The sequence below is a fragment of the Thiohalobacter sp. genome (assembly GCF_027000115.1).
Classification (GTDB): domain Bacteria; phylum Pseudomonadota; class Gammaproteobacteria; order Thiohalobacterales; family Thiohalobacteraceae; genus JALTON01.
This window is the reverse complement of sequence record NZ_JALTON010000039.1, coordinates 71,762-91,806: the sequence shown is the minus strand read 5'-3', so window position 1 is coordinate 91,806 and position 20,045 is coordinate 71,762. Positions and strand designations below refer to the sequence as shown.

The 20,045-nt window shown below is 67.8% G+C and carries 21 protein-coding genes; 20 read left to right on the top strand and 1 reads right to left on the bottom strand.

Annotated features, from left to right (window positions below; translation table 11 throughout):
* The first annotated feature begins 146 nt into the window (after positions 1-146).
* A complete protein-coding gene (locus MVF76_RS06810; protein WP_297528046.1) occupies positions 147-2,243 on the top strand; it encodes a putative bifunctional diguanylate cyclase/phosphodiesterase in 2,097 nt (698 codons plus the stop codon).
* On the opposite strand, the gene MVF76_RS06805 is transcribed toward MVF76_RS06810, so the two are convergent.
* Complete coding sequence (locus MVF76_RS06805) at positions 2,234-4,066, bottom strand: ABCB family ABC transporter ATP-binding protein/permease (RefSeq protein WP_297528045.1); 1,833 nt, start codon at positions 4,064-4,066, stop codon at positions 2,234-2,236. The two genes, MVF76_RS06810 and MVF76_RS06805, sit on opposite strands and share 10 nt — an antisense overlap.
* A gap of 83 nt (positions 4,067-4,149) precedes the next feature.
* Between MVF76_RS06805 and MVF76_RS06800 the strand changes: the two genes are divergently transcribed.
* The 19 genes from MVF76_RS06800 to queC all read left to right on the top strand — a co-directional run bounded on the left by MVF76_RS06800 (position 4,150) and on the right by queC (position 20,041).
* The gene (locus tag MVF76_RS06800; RefSeq protein WP_297528044.1) at positions 4,150-4,425 is read left to right on the top strand and encodes a hypothetical protein; all 276 of its coding nucleotides are present in this window, start codon (positions 4,150-4,152) and stop codon (positions 4,423-4,425) included.
* A gap of 78 nt (positions 4,426-4,503) precedes the next feature.
* Positions 4,504-4,785, top strand: coding sequence for an FmdB family zinc ribbon protein (locus MVF76_RS06795; protein ID WP_297528043.1), 282 nt, complete (start codon positions 4,504-4,506; stop codon positions 4,783-4,785).
* A 151-nt stretch (positions 4,786-4,936) separates the two neighbouring features.
* The gene (gene aspS / locus MVF76_RS06790) at positions 4,937-6,730 is read left to right on the top strand and encodes an aspartate--tRNA ligase (protein ID WP_297528096.1); all 1,794 of its coding nucleotides are present in this window, start codon (positions 4,937-4,939) and stop codon (positions 6,728-6,730) included.
* A 6-nt stretch (positions 6,731-6,736) separates the two neighbouring features.
* Positions 6,737-7,174, top strand: a complete 438-nt coding sequence (nudB, locus tag MVF76_RS06785; protein ID WP_297528042.1) for a dihydroneopterin triphosphate diphosphatase — start codon at positions 6,737-6,739, stop codon at positions 7,172-7,174.
* Positions 7,175-7,246: 72 nt separating this feature from the next.
* Positions 7,247-8,347 carry a quinolinate synthase NadA gene (nadA, locus tag MVF76_RS06780; protein ID WP_297528041.1) on the top strand — a complete coding sequence of 367 codons (1,101 nt, stop codon included), beginning with the start codon at positions 7,247-7,249 and terminating at the stop codon, positions 8,345-8,347.
* Between the two features lie 203 nt (positions 8,348-8,550).
* Positions 8,551-9,993 carry an OmpP1/FadL family transporter gene (locus MVF76_RS06775; protein WP_297528040.1) on the top strand — a complete coding sequence of 481 codons (1,443 nt, stop codon included), beginning with the start codon at positions 8,551-8,553 and terminating at the stop codon, positions 9,991-9,993.
* Positions 9,994-10,154: 161 nt separating this feature from the next.
* Positions 10,155-10,907, top strand: coding sequence for a YebC/PmpR family DNA-binding transcriptional regulator (locus tag MVF76_RS06770; protein WP_297528039.1), 753 nt, complete (start codon positions 10,155-10,157; stop codon positions 10,905-10,907).
* A gap of 47 nt (positions 10,908-10,954) precedes the next feature.
* Positions 10,955-11,467, top strand: a complete 513-nt coding sequence (gene ruvC, locus MVF76_RS06765; RefSeq protein WP_297528038.1) for a crossover junction endodeoxyribonuclease RuvC — start codon at positions 10,955-10,957, stop codon at positions 11,465-11,467.
* Entirely contained in the window at positions 11,464-12,069 is a 606-nt protein-coding gene (gene ruvA, locus MVF76_RS06760; RefSeq protein ID WP_297528037.1) for a Holliday junction branch migration protein RuvA, read from the top strand. The genes ruvC and ruvA overlap by 4 nt, the downstream gene beginning before the upstream one ends.
* A 4-nt stretch (positions 12,070-12,073) precedes the next feature.
* The gene (gene ruvB, locus MVF76_RS06755) at positions 12,074-13,126 is read left to right on the top strand and encodes a Holliday junction branch migration DNA helicase RuvB (protein ID WP_297528036.1); all 1,053 of its coding nucleotides are present in this window, start codon (positions 12,074-12,076) and stop codon (positions 13,124-13,126) included.
* A gap of 84 nt (positions 13,127-13,210) precedes the next feature.
* Positions 13,211-13,621: a tol-pal system-associated acyl-CoA thioesterase gene (ybgC, locus tag MVF76_RS06750; protein WP_297528035.1), complete on the top strand. Its 411-nt coding sequence runs from the start codon at positions 13,211-13,213 to the stop codon at positions 13,619-13,621.
* A complete protein-coding gene (gene tolQ / locus MVF76_RS06745; RefSeq protein WP_297528034.1) occupies positions 13,611-14,285 on the top strand; it encodes a protein TolQ in 675 nt (224 codons plus the stop codon). Before ybgC ends, tolQ begins: the two co-directional genes overlap by 11 nt.
* A gap of 5 nt (positions 14,286-14,290) precedes the next feature.
* The gene (gene tolR / locus MVF76_RS06740; protein ID WP_297528033.1) at positions 14,291-14,719 is read left to right on the top strand and encodes a protein TolR; all 429 of its coding nucleotides are present in this window, start codon (positions 14,291-14,293) and stop codon (positions 14,717-14,719) included.
* Positions 14,720-14,725: 6 nt separating this feature from the next.
* Positions 14,726-15,670 (top strand): cell envelope integrity protein TolA, encoded by a 945-nt coding sequence (gene tolA, locus MVF76_RS06735; protein WP_297528032.1) that lies wholly within the window; start codon positions 14,726-14,728, stop codon positions 15,668-15,670.
* Positions 15,671-15,822: 152 nt separating this feature from the next.
* Positions 15,823-17,070, top strand: coding sequence for a Tol-Pal system beta propeller repeat protein TolB (gene tolB / locus MVF76_RS06730; RefSeq protein ID WP_297528031.1), 1,248 nt, complete (start codon positions 15,823-15,825; stop codon positions 17,068-17,070).
* A gap of 40 nt (positions 17,071-17,110) precedes the next feature.
* The gene (pal, locus tag MVF76_RS06725) at positions 17,111-17,671 is read left to right on the top strand and encodes a peptidoglycan-associated lipoprotein Pal (protein WP_297528030.1); all 561 of its coding nucleotides are present in this window, start codon (positions 17,111-17,113) and stop codon (positions 17,669-17,671) included.
* A 2-nt stretch (positions 17,672-17,673) separates the two neighbouring features.
* Entirely contained in the window at positions 17,674-18,447 is a 774-nt protein-coding gene (ybgF, locus tag MVF76_RS06720; RefSeq protein WP_297528029.1) for a tol-pal system protein YbgF, read from the top strand.
* A gap of 228 nt (positions 18,448-18,675) precedes the next feature.
* Positions 18,676-19,359, top strand: a complete 684-nt coding sequence (gene queE, locus MVF76_RS06715; protein ID WP_297528028.1) for a 7-carboxy-7-deazaguanine synthase QueE — start codon at positions 18,676-18,678, stop codon at positions 19,357-19,359.
* Positions 19,343-20,041 (top strand): 7-cyano-7-deazaguanine synthase QueC, encoded by a 699-nt coding sequence (gene queC / locus MVF76_RS06710; protein ID WP_297528027.1) that lies wholly within the window; start codon positions 19,343-19,345, stop codon positions 20,039-20,041. The genes queE and queC overlap by 17 nt, the downstream gene beginning before the upstream one ends.
* Positions 20,042-20,045 lie beyond the last annotated feature (4 nt).

Here is a 20,045-nt window from a genome sequence, read left to right as displayed (position 1 = left end):
TCCGCGGCAAATCCGTCATCATCCGCGGCCCTTGCGGCAAGATGCAGGCTATACTTTCCTCAAACGATGGCAGGCGCGACGCTCGCGGGGCGTCTGCACGCCGGCAGGCCGTGACTTTCGCTACCACCACGGCCGGAGGGGACGGTATGCCGCTTGCGCCCGACATCGATGTTATCAGTGCCCTGCGCGAGAGCGAGGAACGCTTTCGTGTGGCCTTCCATACCCATCCGGACGCCATCAGCATCATTCGGATTGCCGACGGCCGGTATGTCGAGGTCAACGAGGGCTTCTGCCGGCTGACCGGTTACGCGCCCCAGGAGGTGATAGGCCGCACTTCAAACGAGATCGGGTTGTGGGCCGATCCCGGGGACCGCGAGCGACTGGCGGAGATCGTCCAGCAGTACGGGCACGTGGAGGCCTTCGAGGCGGAGTTTCGGCTCAAGGATGGACGGCTGGTGCCGGGGCGGGTGGCGTCGAACATCATCCGCCTGGGCGGCGAGCCCCATGTGCTTTCGGTGACGCGCAGCATCGAGGCCGAACGCATGCTCGAGGCCGAGCGCGCCCGGCTGCTGCGACAGAGCGAATCTGCGCGACAGCTGCTGGAGACGGTGCTGGAACGGGTCACCGATGGTGTGGTGGCGCTCGATCGCGACTGGCGTTACACCTTCCTGAACCCGCAGGCCGCGCGCATGCTCGACCGGCGGCAGCCCGAGGACCTGATCGGGCACAACATCTGGGAAGAATTCCCGGAAGGGGTCGGACAGCCCTTCCATCAGGCCTATGTCGAGGCCATGAGCACACAGCGCTATACCACGCTGACCGAATACTACCCGCCCTGTGATCGCTGGTTCGAGAGTCGCATCTACCCGTCCCCGGATGGCCTGACCATCTTCTTCACGGATGTCACCGAGCAACGGTTGCAGTCGGAGCGTATCCGGCACCTGGCCTTTCACGACGAACTCACGGGGCTACCGAACCGCTCCCTGTGTCTGCGGCGGCTGGAGCAGGGGCTGGCCGGCGCCCGCCGCCATCGTCGGCCGTTGGCGCTGCTGTATCTTGATCTCGACCACTTCAAGGAAATCAACGATACCCTCGGGCATGGGGCCGGTGACCAGGCGCTGGCCATCATCGGACATCGTCTGCTCAAGGTCCTGCGCGAGGAAGAGACCGTCGCCCGACTGGGTGGTGACGAGTTCGCGGTGATCGCCGAGGGCGCTGACCAGGATGCGGCCATGCGCATCGCCGAACGCCTGCGCGAGGCGGTGATCGATCCGGTGGAGTTCGATGGGCATGCAGTTTCCATTGATGCCAGCATCGGCGTCGCCCTCTACCCGAACGATGCCGAGGCCGCTGGCGATCTGATGCGCTTTGCCGACATGGCCATGTACCGCGCCAAGGCCATCCGCAATGCCGTCGCCTTCTATCATCCGGAACTGGAAACGCGTTTCGCGCGCAAGGTCGATATCGCGGCCAGTCTGGCCCGCGCGCTGGAAACCGGCGACCAGCTCCGGCTTCATCTGCAACCACAGATCGAGCTGGCGACGGGGGCGCTGTCGGGTGCCGAGGCGTTGCTGCGCTGGGAGGAGCCCGTCCTGGGAACCATCGCACCCTCGGAATTCATACCGGTGGCGGAGGAGCGGGGGATGATGGAGACGCTGGGCGCCTGGGTTCTGCGCCGTGCGTGCCGGATCCTTCTGGACTGGCGGGAGGCGGGGCTGGCCCTGCCCGGACGGCTGGCCGTGAACGTCTCGGCGCGCCAGTTCGGCGACGCCGATTTTGCCCGCCAGGCCGAGGCGATCGTGAAGGAAGCCGGGCTGGCGCCCGAACTGTTCGAACTCGAGCTGACGGAGTCCGCGCTGGCCGAGGATCCCGAGGCGGCCGTGGTCATGCTGCGCACCCTGTCGGATGCCGGATTTGCACTTGCCATCGATGACTTCGGAACCGGCTATTCCTCGCTGGCCTATCTCGGCCGCTTCGAGGTGGACCGGCTGAAGATCGATCTGTCCTTCGTGCAGCGCATGCTGGCGCATCGCCAGGAACAGGGGCTGGTGACGGCCATCGTCGCCATGGCCCGGCAACTGGGGCTGACGACGGTGGCCGAGGGCGTCGAGACCGATGCCCAGGCCGATACCCTGCGACGACTGGGTGCCGGACATGCCCAGGGCTATCTGTTCGGGCGTCCCTTGCCTGCCGATGCCTTTGCCCGGCGCTGGCTCGCCGGCGATCGGGACGGTCAGCGCTGAGCGGGACCGGTTCGGTCCGCGGCCTCTTCCAGCCGTTCCACCCGCTGTTCCTCCTGCTGCAGGGTCCAGAGGTGGGCATAGATGCCGTCGTGGGCGAGCAGGCCGGCATGGGTGCCCTGTTCGACGATGCGGCCGTGCTCCATGACCAGGATACGGTCGGCATCGACGATGGTGGACAGCCGGTGGGCGATGACCAGCGTGGTGTGGTCGGCGGCGACCTGGCGCAGGGCCTCGAGGATGACCCGTTCGGAATGCGAATCCAGGCTGGAGGTCGCCTCGTCGAATACCAGGATGCGGGGCCGCTTGAGGATGACGCGGGCAATGGCCACGCGCTGTTTTTCGCCACCGGAGAGCTTCAGGCCGCGTTCTCCGACCAGGGTGTCATAGCCCTGGGGCAGGCTGGCGATGAAGTGGTGGATGTTGGCCAGTCGGGCCGCCTCGATCACCTCCTCGCGCGTGGCGTCCGGGCGGGCATAGCTGATGTTGTAGTAGAGGGTGTCGTTGAACAGCACCGTGTCCTGCGGAACGATGCCGATGGCCGCGCGCAGACTCTGCTGGGTCACCTCGCGGATGTCCTGGCCGTTGATCAGGATGCGGCCGCCGTCCACGTCATAGAAGCGGAACAGCAGGCGGGCGAGGGTGGACTTGCCGGCGCCGCTGGGGCCGACCACCGCCACCTTCTGGCCGGGCGGGATCACGAAGTCCACGTCGTGCAGGATGGGACGATCCGGGTCGTAGGCGAAGGAGACGTGTTCGAACCGCACCTCGCCGTTCCCCACCTCCAGCGGCCGCGCGTCCGGGGCGTCGCGGATCTCGGGCTCGGTTTCCAGCACGTCGAACATCTGCCGCAGATCGGCCAGGGCGTGCTTGAGCTGGCTGTAGACGATGCCGAGAAAATTGAGCGGGATGAACAGTTGCAGCATCAGGGCGTTGACCAGCACCAGGTCGCCGATGCTCATTTCGCCGGCCACCACGCCGCGGGCCGCCAGCACCATGATCAGGGTCACGCCCAGGGCGATGATGCCGGATTGACCGACGTTCAGGGCCGACAGCGAGGTCTGGCTCCTGACGGCGGCTTCCTCCCAGGCGGCGAGGCTGTGGTCGTAGCGCCGCAGCTCATGGCGTTCGTTGCCGAAGTACTTCACCGTCTCGTAGTTGAGCAGGCTGTCCACCGCCTGGGTGTTGGCGATGGAGTCCATGCGGTTCATCTCCACCCGGTACTTCATCCGCCATTCGGTGATGACGAAGGTGTAGAGGATGTAGCCGATGACCGAGGCGAAGGTCACCACGGTGAACCAGGGGTCGTACTTGGCGAGCAGCAGGCCGCCGATCATTGCAACCTCGACCAGCGTGGGCACGATGTTGAACACCATGTAGTTGAGCAGCGAACTGACCGCCCGGGTGCCGCGCTCCATGTCGCGGGAGATGGCGCCGGTCTTGCGCTCCAGGTGATAGCGCAGCGACAGGGCGTGCAGGTGGTCCAGCATGCGCAGCGAAACGCTGCGCATGGCGCCGTGGCGGACGCGTGCGAACACCGAGTCCCGCAGCTCGTTGAAGGCGGCGCTGGCCAGCCGCAGCGCGCCGTAGGCCAGCAGCAACCCCAGCGGCAGGATCAGCTCGGCATGGGCGGAGACGTCCAGGGCATCGACGATGTCCTTGAGCACCAGCGGCACGCCCACATTGGCCGCCTTGGCCAGGATCAGGAAACCCAGTGCCAGCAGCACCCGGCCCCGGTAGCGCCAGAGGAAGGGCAGGAGGGCACGCAGGGTGCGCAGGTCCTGGGCGCCGGTCTGGGGTACCTGGGTCGGTCGGGTGTTCAGCATGGGTGTATTCCGGTCGCTGAAAAGGGGGAGAATTGTCCCACAGTTCGCCGGCGGGACGGCAACCCGAAGGGAGAGGCAAGCCCATGAAGCCCAACAAGACGCAACTCGAAACGGCCCTGGCCGCCGCTGAACGCCTGCGCGAGGCCGACGAGGATCCGGAGTTCGTGGCCCGGTCGCTGATCTATCTGGCCGGCCGCCATGAACTGCTCGACCGCGTTTTCCGCGTGGCGGAACGGTTCGTGAAGTTCGGCATGGACGAGAGCGAGCACCGGGAACTGGTGCGCGCCATCGAGGCGGTGCGCCATTTCGATGATACCGCCGAGGACCGGATCGACCTGGGCCTGGGCTCGTCCAATTGACTTTTGGGGCTGTAGCCCCCATTTTGGGCACCATATTCGCCCATGTGGGCATAACCCTATGATTTATGGTGGTGTGACATGCCGATCTATGAATATCAGTGCAACCAGTGTGGTCATGAACTGGAAAGCCTCCAGAAGATCAGTGATCCGCCCCTGACCGATTGCCCGGAGTGCGGCGAGGCCAGCCTGCAGAAGAAGATCTCGGCGGCCGGTTTCCGGCTGAAGGGCGGCGGCTGGTACGAGACCGACTTCAAGTCCGGCTCGAAGAAGAACGTCGCCCAGAGCGACAGCGCCGGCAGCGCCAGCAAGGACAGCGGCGGCTCCGGCGGCTGCGGCTCCGGCAGCTGCGGCTGCCACTGATCTTCCCTTCCGGCACCTGTCGGCGGCGGGCAGCCTGGCCAAGGCGCCCGCCGCGCTTGGTTTCGGGGCCCTGTCCGCGGTTGCGTGGCCTGTGCGCAGCCCGTACCATTCCCGCCTTTCCCGTACGTCTTGAGGGCTTCCCATGGGTTCCATGCGCACGCACTACTGCGGAGAACTGAACGAGGCGCACATCGACGCCGAGGTCAGCGTCTGCGGCTGGGCGCACCGGCGCCGCGACCACGGTGGCGTCATCTTTCTCGACCTGCGCGACCGCAGCGGCATCGTGCAGGTGGTCTACGACCCGGATACCCCGGAGGCCTTTGCCCAGGCGGAGCGGGTGCGCAGCGAGTACGTGCTCAGGGTCCGGGGTCGGGTGCGCCGGCGTCCCGAGGGAACCGAGAACCCGGACATGGCCACCGGCCAGATCGAGGTGCTGGGCACCGGACTGGAGATCCTCAACGTCGCCGAGACGCCACCCTTCCAGGTCGATGAGGACGAGGTCAGCGAGGAGCTGCGCCTGCGCCATCGCTACATCGACCTGCGCCGGCCGGAGATGTTCGAACGCATGCGGCTGCGCTCCGAGGTCACCCGCCGCCTGCGCGCCTTCCTCGACCGGGAAGGCTTCATGGACATGGAAACCCCCATGCTCACGCGCACCACCCCCGAGGGCGCGCGAGACTACCTGGTCCCCAGCCGGGTGCATCCGGGCCATTTCTACGCCCTGCCGCAGTCGCCGCAACTGTTCAAGCAGCTGCTGATGATGAGCGGCATCGATCGCTACTACCAGATCGTGCGCTGCTTCCGCGACGAGGACCTGCGCGCCGACCGTCAGCCCGAGTTCACCCAGCTCGACATCGAGACCAGCTTCCTCGACGAGGACGAGATCATGGGCCTGATGGAGGCCATGATTCGCGAGCTGTTCGCCGAGGTGCTGGAGGTCGCGCTGCCCGACCCCTTCCCGCGCATGACCCACGCCGAGGCCGTGCGGCGGTTCGGTTCCGACCGGCCGGATCTGCGCATTCCGCTGGAGCTGGCGGATGTCGGCGACCTGATGCAGGACGTGGAGTTCAAGGTGTTTTCCGGCCCGGCGAAGGATGCGCGCGGGCGGGTCGCGGCCCTGCGCGTGCCGGGTGGCGGCCGCCTGACGCGCAAGGAAATCGACGAGTACACCAAATTCGTTGCGCGCTATGGTGCCAAGGGCCTCGCCTACATCAAGGTCAACGAGGTCGCGAAGGGACGCGAGGGGCTGCAGTCGCCCATCCTCAAGTTCCTGCCCGACGAGGCAGTGAGCGGCATTATCGAACGCACCGGTGCCGGGGACGGCGACCTGATCTTCTTTGGTGCCGATTCGGCGACCGTGGTCAACGAATCGCTGGGCGCATTGCGCGTTCAGCTGGGTCACGATCTGGGCATGGTCGAGCATGGCTGGCGGCCGCTGTGGGTGGTCGACTTCCCGATGTTCGAGTGGGACGAGAAGGAGGGCCGCTGGTTCTCGCTGCACCATCCCTTCACCGCCCCGCGCGAGGAGGACATCGAGCGCCTGGCCTCGGACCCGGGCAATTGCCGGTCACGTGCCTACGACATGGTACTCAACGGTACCGAGGTCGGCGGCGGTTCCATGCGTATCTACCGTCACCAGGTCCAGGTCGAGGTGCTGCGCCAGCTCGGCATTGGCGAGGAAGAGGCGCGGGACAAGTTCGGCTTCCTGCTCGATGCGCTCCGTTACGGTTGCCCGCCACACGGGGGGCTGGCCTTCGGGCTGGACCGGCTGGTGATGCTGATGGCCGGCGCGCCGTCCATCCGCGACGTGATGGCCTTCCCCAAGACCCAGAGCGCCGCCTGTCCGCTGACCCACGCCCCGTCGCCGGCCTCTGACGCCCAGCTGCGCGAGCTGGGCCTGCGCCTGCGCAAGCCCCGGGCCGCCGAGAGCGCAGCCGGAGACTGAGAGATCATGGTGCCGCCCTGGAAGCGGCCCGAATCGGTATTGGTGCTGGTGCACGCCGGCGGGCAGGTGCTGCTGCTGGAGCGGCGCGAGCCGCGCGGCTACTGGCAGTCGGTCACCGGAAGCCTGGAGTGGAGCGAGACGCCGCTCGAGGCCGCGCTGCGGGAACTGCGCGAGGAAACCGGGCTCGCACCGCCCCGGATCGAGGACTGCCGACAATCCACGGCCTTTCCCATCCACCCTGCCTGGCGTGCGCGCTATGCGCCGGACGTGTCGGAAAACCTGGAACACCTGTTTCGCGTCGAACTTCCGGCGCCGATCCCCGTTGAAATCGATCCCCGGGAACACCATACGTATCAGTGGTTTCCCGCCGACGAGGCGGCACGCCGGGTAGCCTCCCAGACCAATCGGCAGGCTATCCTCAATTACGTAGGCGGCTATTCATAAAGGAATACTGCCGCCCCGGCGCCGGTCCGATATATTGGTGGCCGTTTCCCGCCGGCCGCAGTGGAGAGAACCATGTCCGCCACCGCCATCGCCCTGCAACCCTATGTGAAGCTCGACGACGCCGAGTGCGAGGCGCGCATCGTCGCCGCCCGCGAGCAGCTCGGCGACCGAGTGGTCATCCTCGGGCATCACTACCAGCGCGAGGAGGTGTTCCGGCATGCCGACTACTCGGGCGATTCGCTGAAACTGTCGCGGCTGGCCGCCAGCTCCAATGCCGAGTTCATCGTGTTCTGCGGCGTGCACTTCATGGCCGAGGTGGCCGACATCCTGTCGCGGCCCGACCAGGTGTCCATCCTGCCCGACATGGCCGCCGGCTGTTCCATGGCCGACATGGCCAACCTGGCCAAGGTGGAGCGGGCCTGGCGCGAGCTGAGCGAGGTGCTCGACCCCGACGAGCAGATCACGCCCGTCACCTACATCAATTCCGCCGCCGATCTGAAGGCCTTCTGCGGCCGCCATGGTGGCATCGTCTGCACCTCCACCAATGCCCGCCACGTGCTGGAGTGGGCCTTCGGTCGCCGCGAGAAGGTGCTGTTCTTCCCCGACCAGCACCTCGGCCGCAATACCGGCTACGGCATGGGCATCCCGCTCGAGGAAATGGTGGAGTGGGACTTCGACCAGCCCATGGGGGGGCTGACGCCGGAGCAGATCCGCAAGGCGCGCATCATTCTCTGGAAGGGCTTCTGCTCCGTGCACCAGATGTTCCGCCCCGAGCACATCGATGCCTTCCGGGCCAAGTATCCCGAGGGCAAGGTCATCTCGCACCCCGAATGCAGCTTCGAGGTGTGCCGGAAGTCGGACTACGTGGGCTCCACCGAGTACATCATCCGTACCATCGCCGAGAGCGCCCCCGGCACCCGCTGGCTGGTCGGTACCGAGCTGAACCTGGTGAACCGGCTGCACGAGCGTCACAAGGCCGAGGGCAAGCAGGTACATTTCATGTCGCCGATGGTATGCATGTGCTCGACCATGTTCCGCATCGATCCCCAGCACCTGGCCTGGACACTGGAGAACCTGGTCGAAGGGCAGGTGGTCAACCGCATCCAGGTCCCCGAGGCCGAGGCCGAGCAGGCCCGCATCGCACTCGAGCGCATGCTGGAAGTCTCTCCCTGATACGGAATTACGCGTGGGTCGACCGATGCGGACTGCTCGCGGGTCCACGTGCATGCCTGCCAGATCCATGCCCTGAAACCCTGAACCGCACGTGGGCTCTCAAGCCCGCGCCATGATGGCCGATCAACGGGGGGCCGCCATGCGGTGTCCCGTTACGGAAGCTGTCGTGCCTCGGAGCAGAGGCCATCTGGAGAAACGAAAAAATGACGAAGATCAACGCGCGCCGCGCGGCCCTGTCCGCTGCGCTCCTCACCCTCCTGCCCCTTTCCGCCCATGCCACCAACGGCATGAACATGGAGGGCTACGGCCCCATCGCCACCGCGATGGGCGGTGCCTCCATGGGCTATGACAACGGCACCGCCGCCATGATGAACAACGTCGCCACCCTCGGCCTGATGGAAGAGGGCAGCCGGCTGGACGTGTTCTTCGGTTTTCTGGGTCCCGATGTCGATGCCGCCGCCGGCGGCCAGACCGCCAACTCCGGCGGCACCGCCTACTGGATGCCCGCCGCAGGATTCGTGCGCAAGCGCGATGGCGTGACCCTCGGCCTGGGGTTGTACGGTCAGGGGGGCATGGGCACCGAATACGGCGATGGCAGCTTCATGAGCATGGGTTACGGGCTGGAGAATCGTACCGAGCTGTCGGTCGGTCGGGTGATCCTGCCCATCGCCTTTCAGGCAACAGATCGCCTGTCCCTCGGCGCGAGCCTGGATTTCGTCTGGGCGGGACTGGACCTCCGCATGGCGATGAGCGAGGCGCAATTCGGCGATCTCATCACCACGCGCAGGGGCGGGACGGCATCGGGCAGCCTGGTGACCGCCTTCTCGGGCATGTATCAGCCACTGGCCGGGCCGGGTGCGCCCATCAGTGCGCTGAACTTTGCCTATTTCGACTTCAGTAACGGCAGCCGCTTTTCCGGCAAGGCGCGTGGCTATGGCTATGCCGGCAAGCTTGGCGCGACCTTCCGTGTCAATGACCGCCTGACCCTCGGCGCCTCCTATCATTCGGAAACCCGCCTCGGAGACATGAGCACGGATCAGGCCGTTGTCCGGATGGGGGTTACCGCAGATTTCGGCGCGGGTTCACAGAATTATGACATTCCGGTAACGGGCAGGCTCAGCGTCAAGGACTTCCAGTGGCCTGCGACCTGGAGTCTGGGCGCTGCCCTCCAGGCGACCGACCGGCTGCTGCTGGTGGGTGACATCAAGCGCATCGCGTGGGCCGATACCATGCAGGCCTTCCGCATGGTATTTACCGCCGATGGCAGCCAGGCCAATCCGCTGGCCGCCGGTTTCGCGGGCCAGACCATAGACGCCGCCCTCTACCAGCGCTGGAAGGACCAGACCGTCTACCAGCTCGGCGCTGCCTATGCCTGGAACCGCCAGCTCACGCTGCGCGCGGGCATCAACGTCGCCGACAATCCGGTACCCGACCAGTACCTGAATGCCCTGTTCCCGGCCATCATCGAACAGCACGTGACGGCCGGCTTCGGTTACGCCTTCAATGACCTGCAGTCGATCGACGTCTCGGTCCAGCGCGGCCTCAGGATCAGTGCAACCAATCCCGGCAACGGCGCCACCATCCCGGCCGTGACCTCGACCCACGCGCAGTGGAACTTCCAGTTCATCTACAGCCATCGCTTCTAGCCGGCATGTTGCGCCAGGGCCGGACCGGGCCCTACGGTCCGGCCCGGAATCCCGGGGTGCGCGCCGCCCCACCCGGGCTTGCCTCTACGCCTCACTCCTCACGCCTCCCACCCCCATGCTAGAATTCCGCCAATTTACCGGCAGTCAGGCGCGAGGCAGTCATGGCGGGACACAGCAAATGGGCGAACATCAAGCACAAGAAGGCCGCGAACGACAAGAAGCGGGCCAAGGTCTGGACCAAGCTTATTCGTGAAATCACGGTGGCGGCCCGCGAGGGCAAGACCTCCGATCCCAATGCCCACCCGCGGCTGCGGCTGGCGGTCGACAAGGCGCTGGGCGCCAACATGCCCAAGGACACCATCGACAAGGCCGCAAAGCGCGGCGCCGGCGAGCTGGGCGACGCGGCCAGCTACGAGGAGGTGCGCTACGAGGGCTACGGGCCGGGCGGCGTGGCCATCCTGGTCGACTGCATGACCGACAACCGCAATCGCACCGTTTCCGAGGTGCGCCATGCCTTCACCAAGATGGGCGGCAACCTGGGGACCGACGGCTCGGTCGCCTACCTGTTCAGCAAGAACGGCATCATCAGTTTCCCTGCCGGCACCGACGAGGATACGGTCATGGAGGCCGCGCTGGAGGCCGGTGCCGAAGACGTGCTGGTCAACGATGACGGTTCCATCGACGTGATCACGGCGCCGGAGGACTTCGAGTCAGTCCGGACCGCGCTGGTCGGAGCGGGGCTAGAGCCCGACAACGCCGAGGTCACCCTGCGGGCTGGAACGCTGGCCCCCGTGGATGCCGAAACCGCGGAGAAGGTCATGCGCCTGATCGAGATGCTGGAGGACCTCGACGATGTGCAGGAGGTCTACACCAACGCCGACATCCCCGATGAGGTGCTGGAGGCGATGGCCTGAGGCCGGGAGGCTCGCCCCGCTTCGCGCGGCGTGAGATGATGCCCCGCATGAGCGGCATGACCCGCATCCTCGGCATCGACCCCGGTTCCCGGGTGACCGGCTTCGGCGTCATCGACAGCGACGGGCGGCGCAGCGTCCATGTCGCCCACGGCGCGATCGCGGTCGGCGCCGGCGAGTTGCCGGAGCGGCTGGGGCGCATCTTCGCCCGGGTGCTGGAGGTGGTCGAGACCCACCAGCCCGCGGTGCTGGCCATCGAGGACGTGTTCATGGCGCGCAATGCCGCCTCGGCCCTCAAGCTCGGCCAGGCCCGGGGCGCGGCCATCTGCGCCGGCGTCACCCGCGGCCTGGCGGTCAGCGAATACAGCCCCCGCGAGATCAAGCAGGCCGTGGTCGGGACCGGCGCTGCCGACAAGGCCCAGATCCAGCACATGATCCGTGCCCTGCTCGGCCTGCGCGGGCCGGTCCCGGCCGATGCCGCCGATGCCCTCGCCGTGGCCCTGTGCCATGCCCATACCGCCAGCAGCATGGCGCGCATCGGACGCGCCGGAGGGCGGTCGTGATCGGGCGCATCCGCGGCCGCCTGCTGGTCCGGCAGCCGCCGCAGCTGCTGATCGACGTGCAGGGCGTGGGCTACGAGATCGAGGCGCCCATGACCACCTTCTACGATCTCCCCGAGACCGGCGCCGAGGTCACCCTGCACACCCACCTGGTGGTGCGCGAGGACGCCCACAGCCTGTACGGCTTCGCGCGCCTCGGCGATCGCAACCTGTTCCGCGAACTCATCCGCACCAGCGGCGTCGGTCCGCGACTGGGCCTGGCCATCCTTTCCGGCATGTCCGCCGAGGACTTCGTGCGCTGCGTCCAGGAAGGCGACAGCCAGGCCCTGACCCGCATCCCGGGCATCGGCAAGAAGACCGCCGAGCGGCTGGTGGTGGAACTGCGCGACCGCCTCCAGTCCGGCACCACCGCCGGCGCCAGCCTGCCGCCACCCACCGGTGCCGCGCCCGCCGCGCCGGCCAGCCCGGTGGAGGAAGCGGTCAGCGCCCTCATCGCGCTGGGCTACAGGCCGCCCGAGGCCAGCCGCATGGTGCGCGGTGTCGAGACCGCCGACCGTTCCGCCGAGGAGATCATTCGCCTGGCATTGCAGGCAGCGGTAAAGTAGGCGCATGGATCAGGACCGCATCGTCTCCCCCGACCTCGAATCCGGCGACGAGGCCCACATCGACCGGGCCCTGCGTCCGCGCAAGCTCGCCGACTATGCCGGTCAGCCGCAGGTGCGGGAACAGATGGACATCTTCATCCGTGCCGCCCGCGAGCGCGGCGAGGCGCTGGACCATGTCCTCATTTTCGGCCCCCCGGGGCTGGGCAAGACCACGCTGGCCCACATCATTGCCAACGAAATGGGGGTCAGCCTGCGCCACACCTCGGGACCGGTGCTGGAGAAGCCCGGCGATCTGGCCGCGCTGCTGACCAACCTCGAGCCCCACGACGTGCTCTTCGTCGACGAGATCCATCGCCTGAGTCCGGTGGTCGAGGAGGTCCTGTACCCGGCCATGGAGGACTACCAGCTCGACATCATCATCGGCGAGGGACCGGCGGCGCGTTCCATCAAGCTCGACCTGCCGCCCTTCACCCTGGTGGGGGCGACCACCCGCGCCGGCCTGCTGACCTCGCCCCTGCGTGACCGCTTCGGCATCGTGCAGCGGCTGGAGTTCTACAGCGTCCAGGATCTTGCATCGATCATTCGAAGATCTGCCTCGATCGTCGGGCTGGAGATGACGAACGAGGGTGCCGCCGAGCTGGCCCGGCGGTCCCGCGGCACGCCGCGCATCGCCAACCGGCTGCTGCGCCGGGTGCGCGACTTTGCACAGATCAAGGCGCAGGGCCGCGTGGACGGCGATATTGCCTGCCAGGCGATGGACCTGCTCAAGGTCGACAGTCACGGCTTCGACGTCATGGACCGCAAGCTGCTGGCCGCACTGATCGAGAAGTTCGACGGCGGTCCGGTGGGCATCGACAGCATTGCGGCGGCGATCGGCGAGGAGCGCGGCACCATCGAGGACGTGATCGAGCCCTACCTGATCCAGCAGGGCTTCATGATGCGCACCGCGCGCGGCCGGGTGGCGACACGTCAGGCCTATCTGCACTTCGGGCTGACACCGCCGGAGGCCAGCGTGGAGGGCGATCGTCCGCTGCCGCTGTTCGACGAGGGGGTGTGACTCGCATCACGCTTCCCGCGTCCTTCACTCGCTAAGGTGACGCGCGACGACGCGTCCGGATCGACACACAGGGGAGAAGACTCGGTGCGCGAATTCCGCTGGCCGGTGCGTGTCTACTACGAGGACACGGACAGTGGCGGCGTCGTCTATTACGCGAACTACCTGCGGTTCATGGAGCGGGCCCGGACCGAATGGCTGCGCGATCTCGGCTTCGAACAGGACGCCCTGCGCGCGGAACTCGGCATCCTGTTCGCAGTCAGAAGCGCGAGCCTGGAATTTCTGTCGCCCGCGCGTTTCAACGACCGGCTCGAGGTGAGCGTGCGCGTGACCGAGAAGCGGCGCGCCAGTCTCGCCTTCGACCAGGCGGTGTACCGGGCCGGCGAAGCCGATCCCCTGTGTACCGCCCGGGTGCGACTCGCTTGCCTGGACGCCGAAGGCTTCCGGCCGCGGGCCATCCCGCCGGCCATACTCGGGGAGATCGTAGATGTCGACTGACCTGTCCATGCTGCACCTGATCCTGGGCGCCAGCCCGCTGGTGCAGTTGGTCATGCTGCTGTTGCTGGGCCTGTCGCTGGTGTCCTGGGCGATGATCTTCCACAAATGGAAGGTGCTGGGACGTGCCCGGGTCGAGGCGGACGCCTTCGAGCGGCGCTTCTGGTCCGGGGGCGAGCTGAGCGCCCTGTACCGGGAGATCACTGAGAAGGGCGAGGCGGCCGACGGCATGGAGGATATCTTCGAGGCCGGTTTCCACGAATTCACCCGCCTGCGCACGCAGCCACGCGCCGAGTCCGCCGCGGTACTGGAGGGCAGCCAGCGTGCCATGCGCGTGGCGCTGGCGCGCGAGGAGGACCGGCTGGAGCAGCACCTTTCGTTCCTGGCCACGGTGGGTTCCACCAGCCCCTACATCGGGCTGTTCGGCACTGTCTGGGGTATCATGAACGCCTTCCGCTCGCTGGGCAACGTGCACCAGGCCACGCTGGGCATGGTCGCCCCGGGCATCGCCGAGGCGCTGATCGCCACCGCCATGGGCCTGTTCGCGGCCATTCCCGCCGTGGTCGCCTACAACCGCTTCTCGAACGATGTCGAGCGGCTGGTGAACCGCTACGACACCTTCGTCGAGGAATTCGCCAACCTGCTGCACCGGCAGGTGCACGGCTGAGCGCCATGGCCCGCAACCGCCGCAAGCGCAGGCCCATGGCCGAGATCAACGTCGTCCCCTATATCGACGTGATGCTGGTCATGCTGGTGATCTTCATGGTCACCGCGCCGCTGCTCACCCAGGGCGTGCAGGTGGAGCTGCCCGGCGCCGCGGCCGATCCGCTGCCGGCCGAGACCCCCGAGCCGCTGCAGGTGACGGTGGACGCCCAGGGCCGGCTGTACCTGAATGTCGGCGAGCAGCCCGACCGGCCGGTCGACGAGGCCACCCTGCAGGCGCGGGTCGCGGCCGTGCTCAGACACCGGCCGAAGACGCCGGTGCTGGTGCGCGGCGATCGCAATGTCGACTATGGCGCGGTGATGCGGGCGATGGTGCTGCTGCAGCAGGCCGGGGCGCCGAGTGTGGGGCTGGTGACCGAACCGCCGGCAGGAGGCTGAGCGCGGATGAAGGCGCTGCTGCGCGAGTATCCGCAGGCGATCCTGTACTCGCTGCTGGTGCATCTGGCCCTGGTGGGCCTGCTGGCCTTCAGCCTGGACTGGAACATCGAGCCGGCCGGGGCGCCGGCCCAGCCGGAGCAGGCGATACAGGCCGTGGCGGTGGATGCCCGGCGCGTGGACGAGGAACTGGCCGCGCTCAAGGCCGCCGAAGCAGCGAAGGCGCGGGCCGAGGCGGCGCGGCTGCGACGGCTGGAAGAGGCCGCCCGCGCCGCCGAGCAGAAGCGTCGCGCCGAGCAGCGGCGCATCGCCGCACTGGAGAAGCAGCGGGCCGAGGCGGCGAAGCGCAAGGCGGCGCTGGAACGACGCAAGGCCGAGGAGGCGAAACGGCTGAAGGCGCTGGCGGAGAAGCGCAAGGCCGAGGAGGCGCGCCTTGCCGAAATCGAGGCGCGTCGCAAGGCGGAAGAGGCCGCCCGCAAGCGGGCCGAGGAAAGGCGCAAGGCAGAAGCGGCGAAACGCAAGGCCGAAGAGGCCGCCCGCCGCAAGGCCGAGGCCGAGGCGAAACGGAAGGCCGAGGAGGCGGCGCGTCGCAAGGCGGAAGAGGCGGCGTTGCGGGCACAGCTGGCCGAGGAACAGGCGCGGCTCGCGGAGGCGCAGGCGCAGCGCGATCGCCAGCTCATCGACCAGTATGTGGAGGCCATCCGCCGCAAGGTGGAGCGCAACTGGATCCAGCCCGCCAGCAGTCGGCCGGGGCTCGCCTGCGAGGTGCAGGTGCGGTTGATCCCGGGCGGCGAGGTGCTGGACGTGCGCATCGTGCGCAGCAGCGGCGACCTGGCCTTCGACCGCTCGGTGGAGGCGGCCGTGTACCAGGCCGCGCCGCTGCCGCTGCCGGAAGACGCGCGGCTGTTCGAGCGGTTTCGCAACCTGAAGTTCCGGTTTGCGCCGGAAGGGTGAGGCGTAAGGAGTGATGCGTGAGGCGTGAGGCGTGTGTCGTACGGATGCAGGGAGGAAGCCGCAAGCCGGCTTGCCGACTCGGGGTGGGTCCCTGCCGTGGATGCGGTGGATTCCGTGGCTATCCGGTTCTTTGGCTGCTGCTGGTGCTGCTCATGTGGCGGCCTGCAATGGCCGAACTGACCATAGAGATCAGTTCGGGGCAGCAGGGGGCGCAGCCGATCGCCATCGTGCCCTTTGCCCAGGACCCTGCGGCCGGGCTGGACGTTGCGGCGGTGGTGGCGGAGGACCTGGCGCGCAGTGGCGAGTTCGCGCCCCTGCCGCGCGGTGATCTGCTGGCCCGTCCCAGCGAGGCCGCGGCGGTCAATTTCCGCGACTGGCGCGCACTGGGCGTGAACAACCTGGTCATCGGCCGGGTGCGGCGGGAAGGCGACCGCTTCCTGGTGCAGTTCCAGTTGCTGGACGTGTTCCGCGGCAACCAGATCGCCGGCTACAGCCTGCCCGCGCGTGCCGGCCAGCTGCGCCAGGCCGCGCACTATGTCGCCGACCGCATCTACGAGGCGCTGACCGGCGTCAGGGGCGTGTTCCAGACCCGCATCGCCTATGTCACCGTATCCGGGGCCGGTGCCCAGCGCGACTACGAGCTGCAGGTCGCCGATGCCGACGGGCATGCGCCGCAGACCATCGTGCGTTCCCGAGAGCCGCTGATGTCGCCGGCCTGGTCACCGGACGGTCGCCGCATCGCCTATGTCTCCTTCGAGAACCGCAGGGCGGCGGTATACGTGCAGACACTGGCCACCGGCGCGCGGCAGCGGGTGGCGGCCTTCCCCGGCATCAACGGCGCACCGGCCTGGTCACCGGACGGCCGGCGGCTGGCGCTGGCGCTGTCGCGAGACGGCAATCCCGAGATTTATGTGCTGCATCTGGCCGATGGCCGGCTCGACCGTATCACCCGCAACCCGGCCATCGATACCGAGCCGGTATGGACCCCGGACGGACGCAGCCTGCTGTTCACCTCCGACCGGGGGGGCGGGCCGCAGATCTACGAGATTCCGGTTGCCGGCGGACGGGCACAGCGGGTCAGCTTCGAAGGCGGTTACAATGCCAGTCCCGACATCTCGCCGGACGGTCGCCGGGTGGCCATGGTGCATCGTACCCGCGATGGTGCCTACCGCATCGCGGTACTGGATCGCGAGCGCGGTATCCTGCGCGTGGTGAGCGATGGCCGGCTCGACGAATCACCCAGCTTTGCCCCCAACGGGCGGATGCTGCTCTACGCCACCGAGGCGGGCGGAAGGGGTGTGCTGGCGGCGGCGGCCGTGGACGGGCGGGTGGCGCAGCGATTGCGGTTCCAGTCGGGAGACGTACGTGAGCCCGCCTGGTCGCCGTTTGCGGCGCAGTGAGTGAATGGATCACGGCTTCTTCACAGGAGAGACTGAAGACATGAACAACACAATGCGTTTTCTGATGGTCCTTGCGCTGGGGGTGCTGCTCGGCGGCTGCGGCAGCCTGGGTACACGCAGCGGCCAGGACCAGGGTCCGGCGGTGGTCGAGGACCAGGGACAGCCGGCCGGGACGGACAGCGGCATGGCCGGTGGCGCCGAGAGCCGCGGGCTGGGCACGGGCGACACGTTCTCGGGCATGGCCCTGGATGATCCGGCCAGTCCGCTGGCGCAGCGCACCATCTACTTTGAGTTCGACAGCAGCGAGGTGCGCCCCGAGGATCGTGCCGTGCTCGAGGCCCACGCCCGTTACCTGGCAACGCATCCGGAAGTCACCGTCACCCTGGAGGGCCATGCCGACGAGCGCGGTTCGCGCGAGTACAACATCGGGCTGGGTGATCGTCGCGCGCAGGCCGTGCGCCGGCTGCTGGAGTTCCAGGGCGCCTCGCCGCAGCAGCTGCGCACGGTGAGCTATGGCGAGGAGAAGCCGGTCGATCCCGGCCATGACGAGACGGCCTGGGCACGCAACCGCCGTGTCGAGATCGTCTATCCGGAGCGCTGAGCATGCGCACCTGGGTACTTGGCATCACAGCGGCCTGCCTGATGCTGGCCAGTCTGCCGGGGCAGGCGCAGCCTCGGCTGGAAGACCGGGTCACCCGCCTGGAACGGCTCCTGAACAGCCGCGGCCTGGTGGAGATGCTGACCCAGCTCGAGCAGCTGCAGCGCGAGGTGCAGGCGCTGCGTGGCGAGGTCGAGCTGCAGGGGCATGCGCTCCAGCAGCTCAAGGCACGGCAGCGGGATCTGTATGTCGATCTCGACCGTCGCCTGCAGCAGCTGGAGGCCGGTGCCGCCGCGCCCGCGCCGGCCGCTCCGGCTACGGGATCGCCCGCCATGCCGTCTGCGCCCGAGCAGCCAGCCGCGCCCCCCGCCACGCCGTCGGCGGCCGCTGCCGATGCCGCACGTGCCGATTACCAGCGCGCGCTCGATATCCTGCGCGAGGGTCGCTACCGGCAGGCGGGCGAGACCTTCCGGGCCTTCCTCAAGGCGCATCCCGACAGTGCCTATGCCGACAATGCGCAGTACTGGCTGGCCGAGACCTATTACGTCACGCGGCAGTTCGATACCGCGCTGGCAGAGTTCGAGAAGGTGCTGAAGCAGTACCCGGGCAGCAGCAAGACGGCTGATGCCCGGCTCAAGATGGGCTTCATCCACTACGAGAAGGGCAACTGGGACCAGGCCCGCCAGGCCCTGCAGCAGGTGGTGGCCGAGCATCCGGGTACCACCGCGGCGCGGCTGGCCGCGGAACGGCTGGCACGCATGAAGCGCGAGGGGCACTGAGACGGTTTCCGGCCCTGGCGGTCCCAACAAGCCCGCATGGCCACGGAATCCACCGTATCCACGGGCATTTCTCACCGCGCGCTGCCTTCGCACCTTGATGCCTTCCGAGGATTCAGTGGATGCTGTGGCGCTCTTGCCTTCCAGTCACCCGGTCTGACAGGCAGCGCAAACCCTGCTCTTTGGCCGGGAAAGGCGGGACGGGGTGATGGGCTGGTGTAAAATCGGGCCATGGCTGCCCCATCCCCCCGGATTGCCGATCCCGAACGGGAGCCCGCGCGGCTCCGCGTGACCGAGATCTTTCTCTCGCTGCAGGGCGAGGCCGACAGCGTCGGCTGGCCCACGGCGTTCGTGCGCCTGACCGGCTGCCCCCTGCGCTGTCGCTACTGTGATACCGAGTATGCATTCAGCGGCGGCGAAGCCATGACCCTGGACGAGGTGCTGGCGCAGGTGGCGGAATACGGCGTCCGTCACGTGACCGTGACCGGCGGCGAGCCGCTGGCCCAGAAGGGCTGCCGCGAGCTGCTGACGCGGCTGTGCGATGCCGGCCACCGGGTGTCTCTGGAAACCGGCGGCGCGCTGGACGTGAACGGCATCGACCCGCGGGTGATCAAGGTGGTCGACCTGAAGACGCCGGCCTCGGGGGAATGCGAGCGCAACCGCTACTGCAACATCGAGCATCTGAGTCCCGATGACCAGATCAAGTTCGTGATCTGCGACCGCGCCGACTACGAGTGGGCGCGCGCCCAGGTGCGGGAGCGGGAACTGGACCGGATCTGCACCGTGCTTTTCTCGCCGGTGGCCGGCGGCCTGGCGCCGCGCGAGCTGGCCGACTGGATCATCGAGGATCGCCTGCCGGTGCGTTTTCAGCTGCAGCTGCACAAGCTGCTGTGGGGCGATGAGCCGGGGCGCTGACAGCCGCCCGGCGGTGGTGCTGCTGTCCGGCGGCCTGGACTCGGCCACGGCGCTGGCCATCGCCCGTGAGCAGGGTTTCGATTGTCATGCCCTCAGCCTGGACTATGGCCAGCGCCATCGCGCCGAGCTGGAGGCAGCCCGGCGCGTGGCCGAGGCGCAGGGGGTACGTGAACACCGCATTCTGCCCATCGATCTCGCCGCCTTTGGCGGTTCGGCCCTGACCGACCCTGACATTGCCGTGCCCGAGGGCCCCAGCGAGGGCATTCCGGTTACTTATGTGCCTGCCCGAAATACCATTTTCCTGTCCCTGGCGCTGGCCTGGGCCGAGGTGCTGGGCGCGCGCGACCTGTTTGTGGGCGTGAACGCCGTGGACTACTCCGGCTACCCCGACTGCCGGCCGGAATATATCGAAGCCTTCGAGCGTCTCGCTAACCTGGCGACCCGGGCCGGGGTGGAGGGTGTCGCGATCCGCGTGCATGCCCCACTGATCCGGATGACCAAGGCGGAGATCATCCGTACCGGTGTCCGGCTCGGCGTTGACTATGGCCTGACCCTGTCCTGCTATGCCGCGGATGCCCGGGGTCGGGCCTGTGGCCGCTGCGATTCCTGCCGGCTGCGGGCAGCCGGATTCGCTGCTGCCGGCGTGCCCGACCCGACGGCCTATCAGGCAGAGTCCGCCTGAGCAT

Bases quoted from the DNA above. Each gene is read 5' to 3' on its own strand.
- MVF76_RS06810 (WP_297528046.1), top strand. From the start codon at position 147: ATGCCGCTTGCGCCCGACATCGATGTTATCAGTGCCCTGCGCGAGAGC.
- MVF76_RS06805 (WP_297528045.1), bottom strand. From the start codon at position 4,066: ATGCTGAACACCCGACCGACCCAGGTACCCCAGACCGGCGCCCAGGAC.
- MVF76_RS06800 (WP_297528044.1), top strand. From the start codon at position 4,150: ATGAAGCCCAACAAGACGCAACTCGAAACGGCCCTGGCCGCCGCTGAA.
- MVF76_RS06795 (WP_297528043.1), top strand. From the start codon at position 4,504: ATGCCGATCTATGAATATCAGTGCAACCAGTGTGGTCATGAACTGGAA.
- aspS (WP_297528096.1), top strand. From the start codon at position 4,937: ATGCGCACGCACTACTGCGGAGAACTGAACGAGGCGCACATCGACGCC.
- nudB (WP_297528042.1), top strand. From the start codon at position 6,737: ATGGTGCCGCCCTGGAAGCGGCCCGAATCGGTATTGGTGCTGGTGCAC.
- nadA (WP_297528041.1), top strand. From the start codon at position 7,247: ATGTCCGCCACCGCCATCGCCCTGCAACCCTATGTGAAGCTCGACGAC.
- MVF76_RS06775 (WP_297528040.1), top strand. From the start codon at position 8,551: ATGACGAAGATCAACGCGCGCCGCGCGGCCCTGTCCGCTGCGCTCCTC.
- MVF76_RS06770 (WP_297528039.1), top strand. From the start codon at position 10,155: ATGGCGGGACACAGCAAATGGGCGAACATCAAGCACAAGAAGGCCGCG.
- ruvC (WP_297528038.1), top strand. From the start codon at position 10,955: ATGAGCGGCATGACCCGCATCCTCGGCATCGACCCCGGTTCCCGGGTG.
- ruvB (WP_297528036.1), top strand. From the start codon at position 12,074: ATGGATCAGGACCGCATCGTCTCCCCCGACCTCGAATCCGGCGACGAG.
- tolQ (WP_297528034.1), top strand. From the start codon at position 13,611: ATGTCGACTGACCTGTCCATGCTGCACCTGATCCTGGGCGCCAGCCCG.
- tolR (WP_297528033.1), top strand. From the start codon at position 14,291: ATGGCCCGCAACCGCCGCAAGCGCAGGCCCATGGCCGAGATCAACGTC.
- tolA (WP_297528032.1), top strand. From the start codon at position 14,726: ATGAAGGCGCTGCTGCGCGAGTATCCGCAGGCGATCCTGTACTCGCTG.
- tolB (WP_297528031.1), top strand. From the start codon at position 15,823: ATGTGGCGGCCTGCAATGGCCGAACTGACCATAGAGATCAGTTCGGGG.
- pal (WP_297528030.1), top strand. From the start codon at position 17,111: ATGAACAACACAATGCGTTTTCTGATGGTCCTTGCGCTGGGGGTGCTG.
- ybgF (WP_297528029.1), top strand. From the start codon at position 17,674: ATGCGCACCTGGGTACTTGGCATCACAGCGGCCTGCCTGATGCTGGCC.
- queE (WP_297528028.1), top strand. From the start codon at position 18,676: ATGGCTGCCCCATCCCCCCGGATTGCCGATCCCGAACGGGAGCCCGCG.
- queC (WP_297528027.1), top strand. From the start codon at position 19,343: ATGAGCCGGGGCGCTGACAGCCGCCCGGCGGTGGTGCTGCTGTCCGGC.